This is a genomic window from Silvania confinis (genome assembly GCF_025564085.1).
Lineage (GTDB): Bacteria > Pseudomonadota > Gammaproteobacteria > Enterobacterales > Enterobacteriaceae > Enterobacter > Enterobacter confinis.
The window spans coordinates 234726-255036 of record NZ_JAMGZJ010000075.1 but is presented as its reverse complement, the minus strand read 5'-3'; the positions used below and the strand labels follow the sequence as shown (position 1 = coordinate 255036).

Genomic DNA, 20311 nt, shown 5'->3' with positions numbered 1-20311 from the left:
ATACATTTATTTCTGAAGGGATATCTTCCATGATCAGTCCACAAAACAGCCATCCAGTGGCGCACTCCAACATCGACCTGGACTTTATTTTTCAACGCCCTATTTTTTGGCGCCCAGCCTATATTGCACAGTCAGCGTGGCTTGAACATATTCCGTTTGCCTTCTGGCTGATGACGACGTTGCGTCCACGAAAAATTGTTGAGCTGGGCACCCACTATGGCAGCTCATACTTTTCATTCTGCCAGGCCGTATCAAAGTTAGATCTGGAGACGCAGTGCTACGCGGTGGATACCTGGGGTGGCGACGAACACGCCGGTCAATATGGTGAAGAGGTCTATCGCCAGATTTCTGAACATAACCAGCAACACTACTCCAGCTTTTCAACCCTCGTTCGCAGCACATTCGACCAGGCGCTGGAACACTTCTCGCCGGGCAGTATTGATTTACTGCATATCGACGGCCTGCATACCCTTGAAGCGGTGCGCCACGACTTTGACAGCTGGTTACCTAAGCTCTCTGATAAAGCCGTGGTTATCATGCACGATACCAATGTGCGCGAACGCGGCTTTGGGGTATTTCAGTTGCTGGACGAACTCAAGCAGCGGTATCCCCATTTTGAGTTTGCCCACGGTCATGGACTGGGCGTAATTGGTGTAGGCAGTGAGCAGACCGCTGAGATGTTGAGTCTGTATGGTCTTTCAGAAAATGCACATGCCACCAAGCAAGTACATGAAGTCTTCTCTCGCCTGGGTAAAGCCTGCGGTGACAGCTGGGAAAACGGTGAAATAAAGCGCCAGATGGCTGTGCAGCAAGGCAACCTGCAGGCCGAAACCCAGCAGACCATGGAGCAACATGCGCTGGAAAGAGGTCGTCTGGCGGAGCGAATCACCGCCCAACATCACTCTCTTTCGGCGCTGCAAAGTGAACTTGAACAGCTCAATGGACAAGCCGTTGAACTCGCCACTCAACACCAGCGGGCCAATGCGCTTGCTGCTGAATTAGCGCAGTGCCAACAACAGGTTGTTGATGGCAAGACTGCCCTTGTTTTATGCGAGCAACAGCGTGACCAGAGTCTGGAAAGTCAGCACACCCTGGAAAATGTACTGGAAGACACCCGCCAACAATTAACGCAAACAGCGGCAGAACGCGACCTGATTGCACAGGAAAAGCAGGCCCTGTTTGAGCAAAAAACAGAGATGGGTGAACACCAGCACGTGCAGCAGCAGAGGCTTCACGATCAGGCGCTAAGCCTGAACGAAGAGACGCAGCGCGCAGCTCAACTGACTCTCGCACTCAGTAAAAGTAACCTGGCGCTAACTGAGCAATCACATCAGCTCGGCTTGCTACAGCAGCAGATTGATGAACAAGTGACAGCCGTGACGGTTGCCCGGCAGCAGCAGGACGAGTTGACCAGGGCACTTGCAAATAAAACGCAGGAAGCCACTCACTGGCAGGAACAAAAGCAGGCGCTGGCTGAAACGCATCATCAGCTTCAAATGCAATGTGACCTCTTAACCACCGAGCTGGAAGCTGGTCGGGTAGAGCTTGAGCAATACGAATCAACCCAACTAAGCCTGAATACTGCATTAGATGCACGTTCAGTCGAAATCGATAATCTGAATCAGAAGCTGGCTGAAAGCGTACAGAATAGTGAGAAACAGGGTGATGAGCTTGGGCAAGTCCGTGACCAGTTAGCCACCCTGCAACAGAAATACCGTGCGGAACATTCTGAGCATGGTGAGCAGTTGAGCCGGCTGAAACAAACACTGGATGAACGCTTTACCGAGTTAGCGATGTTGACCCGCTGGCTGGAAGAACGTGATCAGTCCCTGGCCGATGCTGAAAACGAAAAACAAAAACAACAAGAAGAGCATTACGCTCATCAGCAGCTCTGGAACGCTGAACAGGCTGAGATGGTAAAACACCAGACAAACCTGCAACAGCAACTCGCTGTGAGCCTGCAGCAAGCAGCTCAACTCAATGTGCATATCAGTGAAATGGATCAGCGCAGCGAAGAAATGGAAGCGAATGTCGCTGAGCGTTTTCGTGAGCTGGCGATCATGACACGCCACACCGAGCAACTGACCCGTGAGCTGCAACAGAAAGAACTGCAATTGCAAAAAGCGAAAGACCGGGCGCAGAGCCTGAAACAAACCGTCTCATGGAAACTGACCGCGCCTGTGCGCGCGCTGGCCCGCCCGTTCAAAGAAAGTCCAAAAAATACATTAACAACTGTGAGCAATGCAGAACGTATCGCTACGTCTGGTTTGTTTGATGAACTCTGGTATCAGCATCGTTACCCAGAGGTTGCGGATTCTGGCCTCTCTGCAATTGAGCACTTTATTCAGATAGGTGCCGATAAAGGGTACAGCCCGAGTGAGTTATTTGATACGCGTTGGTATATACAAACTTATGCGGACGTGGCCGAGGGAACCATCAACCCGTTGCTTCATTACATCCTGCACGGAAAGGCAGAGCAACGTCATTGCCTGCCAGACAATATGAGAAAATAACAATGACAGTTCAGTATGAAGAGGAAGACTCGCTGATCCATTTTGATGAGCAATGGTATCTACACACCTATAAGGATGTCAGCCAGACTGGCATTTCAGCAAAAGAGCATTATAAGCGTTACGGCGCGCTGCTGGGCAGAAAGCCCTGTGCTAACTCATTTACAGTCCAGGCACCAAAAACAACTGCGGTTAATTTGCCTTGGTTAGCGTTGAATCAGCTCTCGGTCGATAATAGCCGCTCACATGGATGGCAGTCTGAAGGAAATGACCCTTATTTTATTATTGATTTAGGGCAACTACCACCGACAGGAAAAGGCTGGTATCAATTTAACCTGACGCTGGATTGCCCCGGTAAACAAGGGTTAGCAAAATTTTATCTGGATACCGGGAAAGGGTTTAGTGAAAGTGAAACCATTACACTTCCTTATAGAAAGTCACTCCCTGCTAGTCGCTTGTTCTACCTGGAGTCTCCTCTCATTGCATTACGTTTCGATCCATTGGATCAAGAATGTGCATTTTCAGTTAGTGAGTTTGACATTACTGCAATAAGCGATACTCAAATTGAACAAGCATTACTATCGCGTATTCAGAAAGAACATCAAAGTTATCGTGATAGTACATTGTCTTCGCTGAAAGAATCTTTCACCGATAATAATGGCAGCATTTCAATTAGTCGCATGACTACTATCTACAATGAAACTTTCAGTTTACCTTCACTGAATTATGAAGAGTGGATCGAAACAGTTGAACTACCATCCCTACCAGGTAAGGATGATGTTGCAGCCTTCCTGGCAACGATGGATAAACCACCAGTAATCTCTGTAGTCATGCCCGTTTATAACCCAGAAGAGATCTACTTACGTGCTTGCATAAATTCAGTATTGGCTCAGAGTTACCCATACTGGGAGCTTTGTATGGCCGATGATAAATCGCCGAAAGAACATGTCCAGCGTGTGTTACGAGAATATGAGGCTAAAGATCAGCGCATAAAAGTCGTATATCGCCAACAAAATGGTCATATTTCAGCCGCGTCCAATAGTGCGCTTGAATTAGCTACAGGTGAGTATATTGCATTACTTGATCATGATGATGCACTTCCGGAACACGCTCTACTGTTTATGGCCCAATCAATCCATAACCGACCTGAAACTAAGATAATATACAGCGATGAAGACAAATTGAATGCGAGGGGCGAACGTTTTGAACCGCATTTCAAAAGTGACTGGAACCCCGATCTATTCTTTTCACAAAATTATGTCTCTCATCTTGGTGTATATCATCACGACCTGCTAAAAAAAATTGGCGGTTTCCGTCTGGGTGTAGAAGGAAGTCAGGATCAAGATCTGCTGCTACGTTGCCTGCCACATGTTCAAGCAGATCAAATTGTGCATATTCCACGTGTGCTATATCACTGGCGTATGGTCGAGGGGTCGACAGCACTGGCATCTGGCGAGAAAAGTTATACTACCGATGCGGGTATAAAATCATTGCGCGACTATTTTGCAAGCCAGGAAATCGGTGCAGAAGTTGAAGCCGGACTAGTACCCAATACCTACCGTGTACGTTATCCGATACCAGAACCTGCACCATTGGTGAGTTTGCTTATTCCCACACGTGACCGACGCGCCCTGACCGAGACTGCGGTGCGTAGTATTCTTGAAAAAAGTACCTATGCAAATTACGAAATCCTTATTCTGGATAACGGTAGTGTAGAAGCCGAAACCTTAGAGTTTTTCAAACAAATTCAGCAGGAGGATCGTCGCGTAAAAGTGCTCGCTTACGATTATCCATTTAACTATTCGGCTATTAACAACTTTGGTGCTCGTCATGCCAAAGGTAACATTATTGGTTTGGTTAACAATGACATAGAGGTCATTAACCCCGAGTGGTTAACTGAGATGGTCAGCCATTGTATTCGTCCTGAGATTGGCTGCGTCGGAGCGAAACTTTATTACAGTAACGATACTCTTCAGCACGGCGGTGTAATATTGGGGATTGGCGGAGTGGCTAACCACTCGCATAAAAATTTCTCTCGATCTCATCCTGGTTATTTCGCAAGGCTTATCTGCATACAGAATTACTCAGCAGTAACCGCAGCATGTTTACTTATTCGTAAAGAAATCTTTGATGCCGTAGATGGGTTGGATGAAGAAAATCTCGCGGTTGCCTTCAACGATGTGGACTTTTGTCTCAAAGTTCGTGAAGCGGGTTATCGCAATCTCTGGACCCCATATGCAGAACTTTATCACTATGAGTCGATAAGTCGCGGGGCAGAAGATTCACCAGAGAAAATAGCTCGTTTTACTGGGGAGGTGAACTTTATGCAATCTAAATGGGGTAAACAACTGGAAATTGATCCCTTCTATAGTCGGAACTTGACAAAAGAACGCGAAGACTTTTCAATTTGATTGAGAATTAAACATGATACAATATGTAGATATTCATACGGAAAGTTGCAGTAATTTAGGTGACCTGAAGGGGTGCTTAGATTATCCAGCGTGTGGATATTATAATGGCAACACTATATTGATAGCTGGATGGGTTCTGCCTACAGATCCATTGAATAATGATATTCAAGTTATTGTCAGAGTTGACGACAAGCAGAAGCCCCGTGATTATCAGACTAACAAAGTCCAACGACCTGATGTATTTAAGGCTAAATTATCAGATATTGAGTACCCAGAATCAGTAATGCAAGTTGGTTTCTCAGTTAGAATTCCATTTAGTCTTAGTACGACAGCATCAATCATCATCATCAAAGATGGACAGGAGTTAACCTGGTATAAAATAAATGTAGTAGTAGATAATCATTTAACTACTTTCATTAAAAAACTAGATCTAAGCAATGAGAAGCCAACCAATAAGATCAACATTGATTCTATTGTTTCAAATACCAAATTAATACATTCTCACAACTTTGAATTTTATCACCCATCAATAATTCATTCACATTTAAAAAAAATACGCAAAGCAGTAAGTAATGATGAGTTTATTGTTTCGCTTTACAAATCAAAGAATGGTCAAATAGATTGTGTTAGAAGTGATTTAAATTTTGAGCTATGCAGCTCTAAATCACTTAATGACCATAACTTCCTGTTTTGTTGTGATGAAAGCGGAATAGAATTTATCGTTCATCAACATGTCACTTCAATTGATGGGGTTTATTACCCGAGAAAAGGAATATATTACAGTTTATGCCATGGGTCTCAAAATAGACTAGCCACAATAATTGAGATGCTTTTAAGCGAAAATAATTATTTCGAACCTACAAAAACAGAACAAAAAGCGTTCCTAATTGGTCATGGTCGCCCCTATCATTTCATGTATGACGGAATGTTAGGCCTTGAAACTATACATCATCACGTTAAAGAAATTGATGCTGACGTTCGGTTTTATACCTTAGAAAGCAATGCATTTATTGATGCACCCAAAGTATACAATCCCAAACAAGAAGCCAATTTCATTAATAACAAAGACTTAACTCGACTTGAGCAAGAAGGCAATGTATTTATTAAGATCGGTGCCTTATTTGGTAGTGGTGCTAAAGAACCCGCTATTATTGACAAATTTGAAAAGCTTGATAAAAAAATCATTTCTTATGCTAAAGATAAGTATGATGACAATAACGTTGAAACTCTTGAGTTAAAGAAACACTTCCCTATTATCTGGCTAGGTGTTACCGGACAAAAACGCGCCTGGTTAGAACAAACAGAAGGGTATTCTAATATAATAAATAAACTATATGAATCCTTCCCTGGAATGGCAGTTGTTTTTGATGGGTGGACTTCCTCCCTGGTAACAATTCAGCGTGATAAAACAGAAATTGAAAATGATCGCTCAATAATTAGTGAGATTAAAAATCGGATAGCATCTGATATTACGATTATTGATTTAATTGGCGCAACCATTGACAAAAAAATTCATATTGGCTCGATGATTGATTGCGCGGTAGTAAACTATTCTACTGGCTCTATGAATATATCACGTATATGTGGTCGCCCCTGCATTACTCACATGAACAATAGTTTTAGTCCAGCCAGGAGTCAGCATATTCATAAAGACGCGCACCATATCGCCGATGAATATGTCACCGACGTCATAGATAAAGATAGTAGAATTGATGCTACAAGCTACCATATTAATTGGGAAGATATATACAATGCAATGATTTTGCATTTAGGACAACATAATTTTATTCAGAAGAGATGGTAGCATGAAAAAAACAGTTGCATTTGTCCCGCTAAAATTAAACAACGAACGTTTGCCGCAGAAGAATACTAAACAATTAAGTGATGGCACACCTCTATTAGAACTCATTCTCAGTGCCTTACGACAAGTTAATGGTGTTGATGATGTATATGTTTATTGCAGCGATGATTCAGTAATTAAACACTTACCGGAGGGCGTTAAGTTTTTAAAACGTTCGACTGAACTCGATCTTTCAACAACAAAGATTAATGAAGTATTAGGCTCATTTGCGCGAGATGTCAAAGCTGACATATATGTTCTGGCACATGCCACCGCGCCATTCCTGAAAACAGAAAGTATTCAGACCGGTATCGATAAGGTTCAATCAGGCGACTATGATTCCGCGTTAACCGTGCATAAGATGCAGGAATTTGTCTGGAAAGACGGCAAACCTATGAACTATGACCTGGCTGCAGTGCCCAGAACCCAAGACTTAGACCCATTATTTATCGAGACTACGGGGTTGTACATTTACACGCACGACCTGATAACTCAGCGTAATGCCAGAATCGGTGACCGCCCATATCTCATTGAAGTTTCCAGCATTGAGAGTCTTGATATAAATAATCCGTTAGATTTTGATATTGCCGATGCGGTTTATACTCACATCCTTAAAAAAAGAAGTGATCAATAATGAAACAGCATTGCTATGAAATTACTGAAATCATTAAACAGCACCTTGAACGTATCGTTTCGCTAAGGGGAAATATTAACCTTAAGCCTGATAACAGCTACGTCAGTGAAGGTGATCTGCTAGTACAAAAGCTGGTGTTAGATTACTTGCAGCAAGAACTTCCTGAGCACCAACTCATTTCGGAAGAACTGGCACCGTTCACAGATGTCATTTGGGATCAGAACGGCAGTTATGTCGTGCTGGATCCAATCGATGGAACAGAAAATTTCGTCTCTGGGCTCAAGGAATGGGGTATTGGCATCAGTATTTACACCCATGGCCTGCATCAAGAGTCTTGTATCTACCTGCCTGAACTGAATGATTTGCATATCACTGGTATGACAATGACTCACCATCGTTCACGTATTCGTGGTCTTTCTTCTTCGCTGACTAAGCAGGATCTGCTGCAACTGGAAGAGGGCTTTGAATACCGAATTATTGGCTGCTCAATGTACAACATGCTTGCCGCAGTCCGTGGGGCGTATGCAAGCTTTGAAAATGTTAAAGGCGTGAACTGCTGGGATATTTTACCCGGTCTGAACTTCGCACTGGAGCACAACTGCGAAGCATTGGTAGACGGCGTTGCTTACCAAGGGCAAATTCTTTTCCCTACGCAAAAGTATAAAATTAACATTAAAAAAAGACATGAGGCTCTTGCATGAATTCGGCATTGCAACAAGTTGTCGCATCAAAAAAGGGATGTGACATCGTTATTATTGGTAAAGGGCCTAGCGTCGATAAAATCGACCTCTCTTTACTTAAGAACTGCATCGTTATTAACACCAATGATTCTGAGTTAATTTATCCGGGTGACATCGCAGTCTTCCACCATGGCTGGGTGCTCGATATCTTTGATGAGAAAGCACCTCAGTGCAAATTATATATCTCTGATCGTTATCTGCCGGAAGGTGTTGGTCATTTACCTGCTGAGTACGTACCTTATACTCCAGAAACAGCGGACTTCCTGATTCATCGTTTCTTCGAAGATACCATCTATATTGAAAGTGCCATCGTGGTCTCGGCACTGAAAATTGCAAACCAAATAGCTAAACAAGAAAACGCAACTAAAAACGTTTACCTGCTTGGGTTTGATTTCACCACTAAAGACGGCTTCACCAACAAAATCCCCTCGGCAGCCATGCACGCTGAACCTGAATATCAGGAACGAATCATCAGCAGCCAGGAACAACTGCTGAAGATGCTGCTGGCTGAAAAATCACGTCTGAATATTAATATCAGCCACGTGGGTAACAAACCTTATAGCGTCTATTCCGTCGATGCTTTTAACCAGGTATTTACCGCTCGCCACCGTGGCGTAACCTTGCCGCAAAGCACCTCAGCTCAAAGCTCAGCGCAGAAGTTTGACGTAAAAGTCATTGCCGAGATCACCACCAACCACTTCGGTGATATGGACCGCTTGAAGTCGATGATTGTCGCGGCCAAACAGGCAGGTGCTGATTACATCAAGTTGCAGAAACGCGACGTTGAAAGTTTCTACAGCAAAGAAAAGTTAGACTCTCCGTACAATTCACCTTTCGGTACTACCTTCCGTGAATACCGTCATGGTATCGAGCTGAATAAAGAGCAATTTGCTTTTGTCGATACGTTCTGTAAAGAGATTGGCATTGGCTGGTTTGCGTCGATTCTTGATATGCCTTCTTATGACTTTATCAGGCAGTTTGAGCCAGACATGATTAAGTTACCGTCGACGATCTCTGAGCATAAAGATTACCTGGCTGCCGTGGCAGCAGACTTTACCAAAGATGTTGTTATTTCGACCGGTTATACCGATGAGGCTTATGAAGGGTTCATTCTTAATAGCTTCACAAAAGCTCGAAATATCTATCTGTTACAGTGTACCTCTGCCTATCCAACACCGACTGAAGATACCCAGATCGGGGTGATTAGACACTATTACAACCTGTCGAAAAAAGAACCGCGCATTATCCCGGGCTTTTCCAGCCATGATATCGGCAGCCTGTGTTCTATGATGGCGATCGCAGCGGGTGCCCGAATGATTGAGAAGCACGTCAAGTTTGGCGACGTCGCCTGGTCTCACTTCGATGAAGTAGCGATTGACCTTGTTAATGGCGATTTTACCCGGTTTGTGACTGATGTTCGCAAAGCTGAACGAATTGTTGGAAGCGAAGTGAAAGAGATCCAGGCAACAGAGCACCATAAGTATTGGGTTGCTCCTAAGTAATCCCCTGCTGCCGGCGTCATCATTTTCAACACTCGACTTGCACTTTGTTCCCCGCCACTTGCGTTGCAAGTGGTTTATCTAATCGCTGATGATTGGATGCAGTGCAACCGAATGGCGGGAGAACTAAGCGATATAACGGCTAAACGCCACACAATATATGTTTCATCTCATTGATTTATAGATATATTAGAATCGAAAGTACTGTGGGAACGCATTCTGAGTACAATGTTTTTCTTGCCCTAAGTGACACTAAACCGCTGATCTGACTGAATAAGCATGTAACAGGGCGTTAATCAGCGCATTCGAATCTCTAAAGTTTTCTATAATTTTGCCGCATACTTTATAAGTGATTTATCCAACTTAACGATACTTATAATAACTTGAGTGCTGAAACAGAATGACAAACCGTTACTCGCTTTCTGCAAGACCTTTGGTTGCGCCTGATGACCAGTTACGCTGGAACATTGATTCGTCCTCCAACCAGGAGCCCATCACGCTGAGCCACGGCCGTGTTGAAGTTTGTGGTTGGTTGCTGGCAGAAGATGGACGCTCTCCACGGCTTGCCATCAAGAATGATTACGCGACCTATAGCTACCCGTTCAATGTCAAACGCCCTGATGTAATAGCTGCCATCTTGCAGCAGCCAGCGGATAATCACCCCCGTTTAAACTGTGGGTTCAAAATCAATGTGCCCTTCTCGGCTCAGATCACCCTCGGACTGGAGTCTGATGGTCTGATTACCTGGTTGACGGAGTTGAACTTCTCCCCAGCCTGATAAGGCAAATGTTTCACCCAGTGTCCGTTGCTTATGCCTGGCACTGGGCACTGATAATCGGTTGGATAAGAATTTGAACCTCTATATTGCCGCCATCGTAAAAGATGAATATGCAGGCCTGCTTGAGTGGATAGCGTATCACCGGGTTTTAGGCGTAAAAGGATTTGTGATTGCAGATAATAGCAGTCGTGACGGTACCCGTGAGTTGCTCTCTTCCCTGGCGCGTCTGGGGATTGTGATGGTTATCGATCAACCGGATGTAGAAAATCAAAAACCGCAGCTTCCAGCCTACGAGTGCATTTTGCGTAGCTGTGCTCGCGACATTGACCTGCTTGCCTTTATCGATGCTGATGAATTTTTATTACCTTTGTCTTCTGATGTGAATCTGGTCGATTACTTAAGCTCGCATTTCAACGATGAAAGCGTCAGTGCCATTGCCCTGAACTGGTCTAATTTTGGCTCCAATGGCGAACTCTTTGCCGAAGAAGGGCTGGTTACCGAGCGCTTCACCCAACGAGCACCGATAAAATTTAATGTTCACCACAACTTTAAAAGCGTGGTGAAACCTGAACGCGTGAATCATTTTAATAACCCCCATCACGCCAACCTGCGTTTTGGCCGTTATATCGATGCCTCAGGAAATGATCTGGTCCTGCACCCAAAACACGGTAATGGCGTCAGCGCTGAAGTGCTGTGGAACGGTGTCCGGGTTAACCATTACGCGGTCAAATCGCTCGAAGAGTTCTTACTCGGTAAGCACCTGCGCGGCAGTGCCGCCACCGCTAACCGGGTCAAACACAAAGCCTATTTTAAAGCCCATGACCGCAACGACGAGACCTGCCTGCTGGCTGCTTCTCTCGCGCCCAAAGTCAAAGCAGAAATGGCCGCGCTGCAAGCGCAACTCGATGCCCTGCCAGAAGAAGAAAGCCCGCAGAAAAACGATTCCTGGCTGGCTTCCCGAGTGAAAAAACTGATCGGCTAGACCTGCATCACATTCGCTTCTACTTATCATTTTCGACAAACGCCAGGACGGGTTTGCCCCTGTGAGCTGTAAATTTTCTTATGCAAAGCAATGGCCACTGGCAGCCTCTGACGCTGCCTGACTCACCTTCTTTCCGCGCGGGCTGGTTTCTGATCCAGGGCACCCTGCGTGCCCGCCAGTCGCGGGGAGAAACCCGGCTGCGCTGGCAGAACCTCCAGGGGAACTGGCACGAGCAGATCCTCCCGGTTACGCGTCGCGGCACGCTGCAGGAGCTGGTCTGGCTACCGATGGGCGTAAGCCAACTGGGGCTGCTCGCCAGCAGTGAAGGGGTAGAGTGTGATCTGGCGATCGCGCGTTTTGCACGGGTCTCGGCTGGAGAAAGTCGCTGGCGTCGCCTGCGCCGGGTCTGGCCTTTTTATCAGCGTCTGAGCGCGCACAAGCGCAAGCGGCTGGGGCTGGCGTGGCATCTGTGGCTCACCGATTTACAGCAGGCTTACCAGCTGGTCGGCAAGATCCGCGATGACCGGCCACTCCACGCCTACGAACACTGGCTGGCAAATTTTGATGCCGTGCAGCCTGGCGAACAGCGGATGATCGCCCGCCAGTTGGCCCGCTGGCACAATCTGCCTCACGTCTGCCTGCATCTGGTCAACGTCACCGATGCGGCGGCGCGCCAGCGCACCCTTGCCAGCATCCAGGCCCTGCATTACCCGGCAAGTCATCTCACCGTGGTGGAATCCGCGACTCCGCGACCCGCCGGGGAGTGGCAATGGGCAATCCCTGCCGGAGCCGTACTCGCACCGGCGGCGTTAGTGTGGCTGGCGCACCAGCTGCGTCAGACGCCAGATGCGCAATGGATCTATGGCGATCACGACCTGCTGGATGAAAAAGGCAAGCGCCACTCGCCTAACTTCAAACCGGACTGGAATGAAACCCTGCTCCACAGCCAGAACTACATTGGCTGGTGCGGGCTGTGGCGGGAACAAGGGCATGTCGACGTGCCACAGAACGCGGCCGAGTGCCATCGCCGGTGGTTACAGCTGGCCCACCAGCACGCTGCCAAACAGATCGCGCACATCCCTGCCCTGCTGATGCACGTGCCGGAAACCGGATTACTGCAGGATGATTATCACACCCTCGCGGATCAGCTGCCGCTGCTCCCGGCAGGCGTCACGCTGGAGCCCGCGCCGCACGGCATTTGTCGCTGGCGCTGGCCGCTTCCGTCGGTATTGCCGCGCGTCTCGGTGGTGATCCCCACTCGCAACGGGCTGGCGCATCTGCGGCCCTGTGTCGAGAGCCTGGTGCAGCAAACCCGTTATCCCGATCTGGAGATCCTGGTGATGGATAACCAGAGCGACGATCCTGAAACGCTGGCCTATCTCGCCCACATCACCCGTCAGTACGGGGTGCGGGTTATCGCCTGGGATCATCCGTTTAACTACTCGGCCATTAACAATGCCGCAGTGCGCGAAGCCACGGGCGAGCTTATCTGCCTGTTGAACAACGACACCGAGGTGATGAACCCGCAGTGGCTGGAGGAGATGGTCGCCCATCTGCTTCGCCCCGGCGTTGGCGTGGTGGGCGCACGGCTGTTTTATGGCGATGGCCGGGTGCAACATGCCGGCGATGCCGTCGGGCCAGGGGGCTGTGCCGATCACCTGCACGCGGGCCTGTCTGCCGATGAGCCTGGCTACCAGCGTAGAGCGGTAAGCGCCCAGGAGCTGTCTGCGGTCACGGCGGCCTGCCTGTTGACCCATCGCGCGCTGTATATGCGCCTTAACGGATTAGACGAGGTCAATCTGCCGGTGGCCTTTAACGATGTAGATTATTGTCTGCGCGTCGGTGAAGCGGGCTGGCGTATCGTCTGGACCCCGTATGCCGAGCTGTACCACCATGAGTCGGTATCCCGCGGCAAAGACATCACCCCGCAGCAACTGGCACGCGCACAGGGTGAACTGAACTATATGAAAAAGCGCTGGGCGAAGCGGCTCCAGCACGATCCTGCCTACAATCCCAACCTGAGCTATGACCGACCTGATTTCTCATTAAGTCATGCTCCTAATGTGGTGTTGCCATGGACGAACTGATCAGAAAGGCACTCTTTAAACCGTATCTGAAGTTGAACAAGCAAAGCGACACTCAGCCCGACAGCTGGGCGGAATGTCGCTCGCTCCTGATTTTGCATGAGGGCATCACGCCGACGCTGGCCTATTTTGAAGAGGCGATTAAAAACCGTTTTCCCGGAGCTGAATGTCAGCTGGTGGATACGTTAACCACGCCCGCCATTACCGTTGATAAAGGTGCCGCGCTGGTGGTGATCCGCTTTATTTCGACCCAGTGGCAGCGCGAGATTGCGCGCAACATCGATGACCTCTCGCAGGTGGTTTACTTTATGGATGATGACCTGTTTGATCCGACAGCGTTAGAGGCGTTACCTAAAGCCTACCGGACCAAAATCATCCGCCGCTCTGCGGCCCAGCACCGCTGGATCACCTCTCACTGCGATAACATTTGGGTCTCGACGCCGTATCTGGCAAGCAAGTATGCGCACCTCAACCCGGATGTTGTGGCCGCGATGCCCACTTCCGAGTTGCTTGAAGTGCGACGACCTGTAAAAATCGCCTACCACGGTTCCAGCTCGCATCAGGCAGAGAAGTACTGGCTGCGCGAGGTGGTCGAAGGGGTGCTGATGCAGTGCCCACAAGCCAGTTTTGAGATCTTTGGCGAACACGAGATTTATAAACTTTATCGCGATCTGCCCCGGGTCACAGTTTTGCATCCGATGAGCTGGCAGAACTATCTCGATTACACCCGTCATCATCGGGTGGATATCGGCCTGGCGCCGTTGCTGGAGTCAGCATTTAATCTGGCGAGAGGGCCGGTAAAATTTTATGATTTTGTTCGCATGGGCGCGGTGGGGATCTACAGTAACTGCGCGCCATACAGTGAGTTTATCGAACAAAATAATAATGGCGTGCTGCTGAATAACGATCCGAAGAAGTGGATCGAGGCGTTATCATTGCTGGTTAATTCCGATAAACGGCGTCAGCAGTTGGCCAATAATGCCCGAGAATTTACCTATTCTTTAATGAATTAAAACAGAACGGCACAGGGAAGCGTCAACTCTGAACGTGTTTCAGGCCTGCTATTCACATGTTGCCGGCAGCCGAACAATGCCTGAATGGACAAAAAAAGGTATTGTACGGGTGATCCTATTAACCAATAAAAAAAGTCACTCTCACTTATGAAAATTTTAGTAACGGGCGGCGCCGGTTTCATCGGTTCTGCAGTGGTTCGCCACATTATTCGTGATACCCAGGATGCCGTGATCAACCTGGACAAACTCACCTATGCAGGTAATCTGGAATCGCTGGCCGACGTCGCAGCAAGTGACCGTTATGCCTTTGAGCAAGTTGATATTTGTAACCGTACCGAGCTGGATCGGGTCTTTGCCGCGCATCAGCCGGATGCGGTCATGCACCTCGCCGCCGAGAGCCACGTGGATCGCTCCATCACCGGCCCGGCCGATTTTATCGAAACCAACATCGTCGGCACCTATACGCTGCTCGAAGCCGCTCGCGCTTACTGGAGCGAGCTGGATGAAACCCGCAAGCAGGCGTTCCGCTTCCACCACATCTCTACCGATGAAGTTTACGGCGATCTGCCGCACCCGGATGAGGTGAGCACCGGCGAAGCACTGCCGCTGTTTACGGAAACCACTCCGTACGCGCCGAGCAGCCCGTATTCTGCATCCAAAGCCTCCAGCGATCATCTGGTTCGCGCCTGGCGTCGTACCTATGGTCTGCCAACTGTCGTCACCAACTGTTCCAATAACTACGGCCCGTATCACTTCCCTGAGAAGCTGATCCCGCTGGTTATTCTGAACGCGCTGGATGGTAAAGCGCTGCCTATTTATGGCAAAGGCGATCAGATCCGCGACTGGCTGTATGTTGAAGACCACGCCCGCGCACTGTACACCGTGGTAACCACTGGCGTGATCGGCGAGACCTACAACATCGGCGGCCACAACGAGAAGCAAAACCTCGATGTGGTCCACACCATCTGCGACCTGCTGGATGAAATCGTGCCTAAAGAAGGCTCGTACCGCGACCAGATCACCTACGTCACCGACCGCCCAGGCCACGACCGCCGCTATGCGATCGATGCCAGCAAAATGAGCAACGAGCTCAACTGGCAGCCGCAGGAGACCTTCGAGTCCGGCATTCGTAAAACCGTGCAGTGGTATCTGGATAACCAGCAGTGGGTCAACAACGTTAAGAGCGGCAGTTACCAGGACTGGATCGCGCAGAACTACCAGGAGCGTAAATAATGCATATTCTGCTGTTCGGAAAAAATGGCCAGGTCGGCTGGGAACTGCAGCGCGCACTGGCACCGCTGGGCCGCGTGACAGCGGTGGACTTCAACTCTACCGACTACTGCGGTGATTTCAGCAACCCTGCGGGCGTAGCCGAGACCGTGCGCCTGCTGAAGCCAGACGTGATCGTCAACGCCGCTGCGCATACCGCCGTCGACAAAGCCGAAAGCGAGCGCGACTTTGCTGAGCTGCTTAACGCCACAAGCGTTGCCGCCATCGCCAAAGAAGCCGACGCGCTGGGCGCGTGGCTGGTGCATTACTCCACCGACTATGTGTTCGATGGCAGCGGCGATAAAGCCTGGGTTGAAACCGACCAGACCGCCCCGCTGAACGTGTACGGCGAAACCAAGCTGGCAGGCGAACAGGCCGCCGCGCTCTGTTCCCGTCATCTGGTGTTCCGCACCAGCTGGGTATACGCCGCCCGTGGCGCCAACTTTGCCAAAACCATGCTGCGTTTTGGTAAAGAGCGCAGCGAGATGTCGGTCATCAACGATCAGTTTGGTGCCCCGACGGGTGCAGAACTGCTGGCCGACTGCACCGCCCATGCGATCCGCATCGCTCAGGATAAGCCAGAGGTAGCAGGCCTTTATCACCTGATCGCCTCAGGCACCACCACCTGGTTCGACTATGCTCAACGGGTGTTCGCCAACGCGAAAGACGCCGGCGTTGAGCTGGCCGTGACCCAGGTGAATGCAGTGCCGACCAGTGCCTTCCCGACACCGGCAAAACGTCCGCATAACTCACGTCTTGATACCAGCAAGTTCCAGCGCACCTTCGGGATGACGCTGCCGGACTGGACGGTTGGCGTTGATCGTATGCTGACCGAGATCCTCGGGAAATAAGTGATGAGCAAGGACAGCCTTGCTTTACCGACATGGACTAACGTCGAGGTGTGGCCACGCCACCCTTCCCTGTAATGAACACAGAAGAATGAAGCATCATGACTAAACGTAAAGGTATTATCCTGGCCGGTGGTTCCGGCACCCGTCTGTATCCTGTCACGATGGCAGTCAGCAAACAGCTGCTGCCGATTTATGACAAGCCAATGATCTACTACCCGCTCAGCACCCTGATGCTGGCGGGGATCCGCGACATCTTAATCATCAGCACCCCGCAGGATACACCGCGCTTTGAGCAACTGCTCGGCGACGGCAGCCAGTGGGGCCTGAACCTGCAGTACATCGTGCAGCCAAGCCCGGACGGCCTGGCGCAGGCCTTCATCCTCGGTGAAGAGTTCATCGGCGAAGACGACTGTGCGCTGGTACTGGGCGATAACATTTTCTACGGTCACGACCTGCAAAAACAGCTGGTCGATGCTGCTGCTAAAACAGCGGGTGCCACCGTGTTTGCCTATCACGTGCACGATCCTGAGCGCTATGGCGTGGTGGAGTTCAACCACGAAGGCACCGCCATCTCGCTGGAAGAGAAGCCGCTGGAGCCGAAGAGCAACTACGCGGTGACCGGTCTTTACTTCTACGACAATCGCGTCGTTGAGATTGCCAAGAGCCTGAAGCCATCGCCACGCGGCGAGCTGGAGATCACCGACGTTAACCGTATCTACCTTGAGCAAGGCGATCTGTCGGTGGCGATGATGGGCCGCGGCTATGCCTGGCTGGATACCGGTACCCACGAAAGCCTGATCGAGGCCAGCAACTTCATTCAGACCATCGAAACCCGTCAGGGGCTGAAAGTGGCCTGTCCGGAAGAGATTGCCTACCGTCTGAAGTTCATCGATGCCGAGCAGGTGCGCAAATTAGCGGCCCCGCTGGCGAAGAATGCTTACGGCCAATATCTGCTGAAAATGCTGAAGTAGTCACCGTTTACCTGGGGCGTCTCGCCCCATTTCTCAATCAGGCCGTAATCATGAATGTTATTCAGACCGCAATTCCCGACGTCTTTATTTTTGAGCCAAAAGTGTTTGGCGATGACCGAGGTTTCTTCTTCGAAAGCTTTAACCACCAGCAGTTTGAAACCGCCATTGGCCGCAGCGTGACCTTCGTGCAGGACAACCACTCCAAGTCTTCTAAAGGCGTGTTGCGCGGCCTGCACTACCAGCTGGCGCCGCATGCGCAGGGCAAACTGGTGCGCTGTGTGGCCGGTGAAGTGTTCGACGTCGCGGTCGATATCCGTAAATACTCCCCGACCTTTGGTCAGTGGGTGGGCGTGCATCTGTCTGGCGAAAACAAGCGCCAGCTGTGGATCCCGGAAGGCTTCGCCCACGGCTTTATGACCCTGAGCGACACCGCAGAATTCCTGTACAAAACCACCAACTACTATGCGCCGGAAAGTGACCGCGGCATCCGCTGGAACGACGAGACCATTGCTATTGCATGGCCAGAAATCGACAGCGAGATCCTCACTTCCGCCAAAGACAGCATTGCCAAATCCTTCGCGGACGCAGAGTACTTCAACTGAGTTCCACGCCCCGCAGCCACGCGGGGCGATTTCTCCTGCACAGAGCAAAAATGAAATTTTATACAGGTTCAACAGGGATCCTGGGCAGAAGAGCGCAGATTGAACCGCTGCTTGGCCGCCCGCTACATCTTTTCAAGACCGGCCTTCGGCTTGCCGACGACGATGTCCTGGTTGGCTGGGGCCAAAAACCCAATACGCATAAAATCAAACAAAAAGCCCACGACCTCGGCCTGCCCTACTGGCAGCTGGAAGACGGGTTTATCGGCTATATCGGCCATCCCGCTCGCGGGGGGCTGCCGGTCTCGCTGATCGCCGACCCGGTGGGTATTTATTACGACGCCCGCCAGCCGAGTCAGCTTGAACAGCTGATTGCCGCGCCCTGCAACACCGCAATGCTGGCGCGTGCTGAATCGCTGATTGAAGAACTGCTGCGTCTGGGCATCACCAAATACAATTGCTATGCCGCTGGCAGCAGCCTGCCCGATGCGCTGGCCGCACGCCTGCACAACGACCCGCGCCCGCGCGTGTTGCTGATCGACCAGGTGGCGGGCGATATGTCGATTCCCGGCGCGCTGGCGACGGAAGACGATTTTGTGGCGATGGTGGCCGCCGCCCGGCGCGACCATCCCACCGCCCGCCTGCTGTTGCGCACTCACCCGGACACGCGCCTCGGTAAGAAAAACGGCGTGCTGGCGCGTCTGGAGCTGGACGATGTGGAAGTGGTCGCCGATCACTGCCATCCCCACGCCCTGCTGAATGAAGTTGAAGCGGTGTATACCGTCTCTTCACAGATGGGTTTTGAAGCCCTGCTGCTGGGCAAAGCGGTGCACTGCTTCGGGATGCCATTTTATGCCGGCTGGGGGCTGACCCACGATCATAAAAAATGCCCGCGTCGCGAGGCGCAGGTCAGCCTGGCGCAGCTGGTGGCCGCCGCGCTGATCCTCTATCCCCGCTATCTGGATCCGGTGCTCGGCCAGCGTTGCGAAGTGGAAGAGGTGCTGGCGATTGTTGCCCGCCAGCAGCGTACCGCGCCGCGCTATCGCCGCCTGTATCTGGTCGGTTTTTCGCTGTGGAAGCGCGCCTTTATGCACGCCTTCTGCCACCCGCTGGCTACCGAGCTGTGCTTTGTGCGTACGCCGCCTGCAACACTTGCGGCAGACGAGCAGGTGCTGGTATGGGGTGCGCGCCATCCGCAGCTGACAAACGCGATTCGGGTAGAAGACGGTTTTATCCGATCCCGAGGGCTGGGCTCTAACCTGTGCCGCCCGTCGTCGCTCTCCATCGACCCGGTGGGGATCTATTTTGACAGCCGTCAGCCGAGCCTGCTCGAGCAGCAGCTCAACGCCCAGCCGCTGACGAATGAGGTACTGGCGCGCGGCGCGGCGCTGGTGGAACTGCTCCAGCAGCACGGCGTCAGCAAGTACAACGTCGGCACCGCGCAGCAGTTTACGCCGCCTGACGATGGCCGCCCGCTGGTGCTGGTGGTGGGTCAGGTCGATGGCGACGCCTCGATCCTGACCGGCAGCCCGGTGATCCGCAGCAACGAACAGCTGCTGTGGGCGGTGCGCGAAGCCAGACCCGAGGCGCATATCCTGTTTAAACCGCATCCGGACGTAGTGGCGGGCAATCGCGCCGGGGCGATTTCCGCCGCCTGCCTGGCGCAGTGCGTCGACAGTCAGGTGCTGGATCTCGGCCTGACCAGCCTGTATCCGCACGTCGACGAGCTGCACACCATGACCTCGCTCAGTGGCTTCGAAGCCCTGGTGCAAGGCGTGAAGGTCACTACGTGGGGCCAGCCGTTCTACAGCGGCTGGGGACTGACTGAAGATATCCACCCCGCACCACGCCGGGAGCGTAGCCTGCCGCTGGCGGCGCTGGTGTATATGACGCTGGTGGCCTATCCGCAGTATATCGACTGGCAAAGCGGTCTGTGGATGAGCCCGGAGCAGCTGATCCGCCAGCTGGCAGGGCAGAAAACCGCCTCATCGCAAAAATCGAGCCGCTGGCAGCGCTGGCAAATCAAGCTGAGCTATCTTGCGCAGACCCTGCAGCCCCACGCCGCTATTTCCCGCTTTATCAAAGAAAGACGGTAATAAAACCTCTCATTAGCGTGATTCATCAACAGAA

General features: G+C 50.8%; 15 protein-coding genes. All 15 read left to right on the top strand.

What is annotated here, in order from left to right; translation table 11 throughout:
* The first annotated feature begins 29 nt into the window (after positions 1 to 29).
* The 15 genes from M8013_RS12235 (at position 30) to M8013_RS12165 (ending at position 20277) form a co-directional block, all read left to right on the top strand.
* Positions 30 to 2513: a class I SAM-dependent methyltransferase gene (locus M8013_RS12235; RefSeq protein ID WP_271268075.1), complete on the top strand. Its 2484-nt coding sequence runs from the start codon at positions 30 to 32 to the stop codon at positions 2511 to 2513.
* A 2-nt stretch (positions 2514 to 2515) separates the two neighbouring features.
* Positions 2516 to 4921, top strand: a complete 2406-nt coding sequence (locus M8013_RS12230) for a glycosyltransferase family 2 protein (protein ID WP_271268074.1) — start codon at positions 2516 to 2518, stop codon at positions 4919 to 4921.
* 13 nt (positions 4922 to 4934) lie between these two features.
* Positions 4935 to 6725: a hypothetical protein gene (locus tag M8013_RS12225; protein ID WP_271268073.1), complete on the top strand. Its 1791-nt coding sequence runs from the start codon at positions 4935 to 4937 to the stop codon at positions 6723 to 6725.
* A 1-nt stretch (position 6726) separates the two neighbouring features.
* Complete coding sequence (locus M8013_RS12220; RefSeq protein ID WP_271268072.1) at positions 6727 to 7395, top strand: acylneuraminate cytidylyltransferase family protein; 669 nt, start codon at positions 6727 to 6729, stop codon at positions 7393 to 7395.
* Entirely contained in the window at positions 7395 to 8096 is a 702-nt protein-coding gene (locus M8013_RS12215; RefSeq protein WP_271268071.1) for an inositol monophosphatase family protein, read from the top strand. Before M8013_RS12220 ends, M8013_RS12215 begins: the two co-directional genes overlap by 1 nt.
* Positions 8093 to 9637, top strand: coding sequence for an N-acetylneuraminate synthase family protein (locus tag M8013_RS12210; RefSeq protein ID WP_271268070.1), 1545 nt, complete (start codon positions 8093 to 8095; stop codon positions 9635 to 9637). The genes M8013_RS12215 and M8013_RS12210 overlap by 4 nt, the downstream gene beginning before the upstream one ends.
* 397 nt (positions 9638 to 10034) lie before the next feature.
* A complete protein-coding gene (locus M8013_RS12205) occupies positions 10035 to 10412 on the top strand; it encodes a hypothetical protein (RefSeq protein ID WP_271268069.1) in 378 nt (125 codons plus the stop codon).
* A gap of 73 nt (positions 10413 to 10485) precedes the next feature.
* Positions 10486 to 11394: a glycosyltransferase family 92 protein gene (locus M8013_RS12200; RefSeq protein WP_336264249.1), complete on the top strand. Its 909-nt coding sequence runs from the start codon at positions 10486 to 10488 to the stop codon at positions 11392 to 11394.
* Positions 11395 to 11474: 80 nt separating this feature from the next.
* Positions 11475 to 13481, top strand: coding sequence for a glycosyltransferase family 2 protein (locus M8013_RS12195; RefSeq protein WP_271268067.1), 2007 nt, complete (start codon positions 11475 to 11477; stop codon positions 13479 to 13481).
* Positions 13469 to 14491, top strand: coding sequence for a glycosyltransferase family protein (locus M8013_RS12190; RefSeq protein WP_271268066.1), 1023 nt, complete (start codon positions 13469 to 13471; stop codon positions 14489 to 14491). Before M8013_RS12195 ends, M8013_RS12190 begins: the two co-directional genes overlap by 13 nt.
* Before the next feature lie 147 nt (positions 14492 to 14638).
* Positions 14639 to 15724: a dTDP-glucose 4,6-dehydratase gene (rfbB, locus tag M8013_RS12185; protein WP_271268065.1), complete on the top strand. Its 1086-nt coding sequence runs from the start codon at positions 14639 to 14641 to the stop codon at positions 15722 to 15724.
* Positions 15724 to 16611: a dTDP-4-dehydrorhamnose reductase gene (rfbD, locus tag M8013_RS12180; protein WP_271268064.1), complete on the top strand. Its 888-nt coding sequence runs from the start codon at positions 15724 to 15726 to the stop codon at positions 16609 to 16611. The genes rfbB and rfbD overlap by 1 nt, the downstream gene beginning before the upstream one ends.
* Before the next feature lie 98 nt (positions 16612 to 16709).
* Positions 16710 to 17582, top strand: coding sequence for a glucose-1-phosphate thymidylyltransferase RfbA (rfbA, locus tag M8013_RS12175; protein ID WP_271268063.1), 873 nt, complete (start codon positions 16710 to 16712; stop codon positions 17580 to 17582).
* Between the two features lie 50 nt (positions 17583 to 17632).
* A complete protein-coding gene (gene rfbC / locus M8013_RS12170; protein WP_271268062.1) occupies positions 17633 to 18184 on the top strand; it encodes a dTDP-4-dehydrorhamnose 3,5-epimerase in 552 nt (183 codons plus the stop codon).
* A 50-nt stretch (positions 18185 to 18234) separates the two neighbouring features.
* A complete protein-coding gene (locus tag M8013_RS12165; RefSeq protein WP_271268061.1) occupies positions 18235 to 20277 on the top strand; it encodes a capsular polysaccharide biosynthesis protein in 2043 nt (680 codons plus the stop codon).
* Positions 20278 to 20311 lie beyond the last annotated feature (34 nt).

Excerpts from the sequence above, each read along its gene's own strand:
- M8013_RS12210 (WP_271268070.1), top strand. The coding sequence starts at position 8,093 with ATGAATTCGGCATTGCAACAAGTTGTCGCATCAAAAAAGGGATGTGAC.
- M8013_RS12235 (WP_271268075.1), top strand. The coding sequence starts at position 30 with ATGATCAGTCCACAAAACAGCCATCCAGTGGCGCACTCCAACATCGAC.
- M8013_RS12195 (WP_271268067.1), top strand. The coding sequence starts at position 11,475 with ATGCAAAGCAATGGCCACTGGCAGCCTCTGACGCTGCCTGACTCACCT.
- rfbD (WP_271268064.1), top strand. The coding sequence starts at position 15,724 with ATGCATATTCTGCTGTTCGGAAAAAATGGCCAGGTCGGCTGGGAACTG.
- rfbA (WP_271268063.1), top strand. The coding sequence starts at position 16,710 with ATGACTAAACGTAAAGGTATTATCCTGGCCGGTGGTTCCGGCACCCGT.
- rfbC (WP_271268062.1), top strand. The coding sequence starts at position 17,633 with ATGAATGTTATTCAGACCGCAATTCCCGACGTCTTTATTTTTGAGCCA.
- M8013_RS12220 (WP_271268072.1), top strand. The coding sequence starts at position 6,727 with ATGAAAAAAACAGTTGCATTTGTCCCGCTAAAATTAAACAACGAACGT.
- M8013_RS12230 (WP_271268074.1), top strand. The coding sequence starts at position 2,516 with ATGACAGTTCAGTATGAAGAGGAAGACTCGCTGATCCATTTTGATGAG.
- M8013_RS12190 (WP_271268066.1), top strand. The coding sequence starts at position 13,469 with ATGGACGAACTGATCAGAAAGGCACTCTTTAAACCGTATCTGAAGTTG.
- M8013_RS12165 (WP_271268061.1), top strand. The coding sequence starts at position 18,235 with ATGAAATTTTATACAGGTTCAACAGGGATCCTGGGCAGAAGAGCGCAG.
- rfbB (WP_271268065.1), top strand. The coding sequence starts at position 14,639 with ATGAAAATTTTAGTAACGGGCGGCGCCGGTTTCATCGGTTCTGCAGTG.
- M8013_RS12215 (WP_271268071.1), top strand. The coding sequence starts at position 7,395 with ATGAAACAGCATTGCTATGAAATTACTGAAATCATTAAACAGCACCTT.
- M8013_RS12205 (WP_271268069.1), top strand. The coding sequence starts at position 10,035 with ATGACAAACCGTTACTCGCTTTCTGCAAGACCTTTGGTTGCGCCTGAT.
- M8013_RS12225 (WP_271268073.1), top strand. The coding sequence starts at position 4,935 with ATGATACAATATGTAGATATTCATACGGAAAGTTGCAGTAATTTAGGT.